This window comes from Pedobacter miscanthi (assembly GCF_003315595.1).
GTDB lineage: Bacteria > Bacteroidota > Bacteroidia > Sphingobacteriales > Sphingobacteriaceae > Pedobacter > Pedobacter miscanthi.
Genome location: NZ_QNQU01000084.1, coordinates 1 through 537, shown reverse-complemented (window position 1 = coordinate 537; position 537 = coordinate 1). Strand labels below are relative to the sequence as shown.

Genomic DNA, 537 nt, shown 5'->3' with positions numbered 1-537 from the left:
TATTCGCAGAAAGGTCAAGGTAAGCTGTGTCCCTGTACTTTCGTCTTTTTTTTATAATTACGGCCCCAAGGTCTATGGCAACGGATTTCAGGCCGATCGTACCGAGCCGAAGATTGCCTTTTGGGGGAAATATAATGTTGCGCTTGATATATAGGTAACGTTTATACTCGTTGGCAGAAATTTCAAGATGAGTATATTTAAGAAACAATTCTTTTGATAAGAAAAACTGGCCCAGGCTATCTGTTATGAACATATTAATGGAGGAGTCTGCTTTCATCACCAAAATATGTGCTCCCTTTATAGGCAGCTGAGTTGCACTGTCGGTTACCTTACCTATAGCAAGGCCCGTTTGGGCATGGGAGACACTGCTGATACACAAGAGTATGATCGCGATAAGTATAAATTTGCGGAGCATTGATTCCAAATATAATTTTCAGATTTAACTTTCTTCGTATTTATCTTTATTTTTACATACATGGGGATATGATCAGCTTGTTTGGCTCCATCGTGGCCGCCTGTTTCGGAGCAAACTGGCCG

1 protein-coding gene is annotated in these 537 nt (G+C 41.0%); it reads right to left on the bottom strand.

The features are described from left to right. The coding region (locus DRW42_RS29160; protein ID WP_208643680.1) for a hypothetical protein at positions 1–415 on the bottom strand (415 nt) is incomplete at its 3' end. Positions 416–537 lie beyond the last annotated feature (122 nt).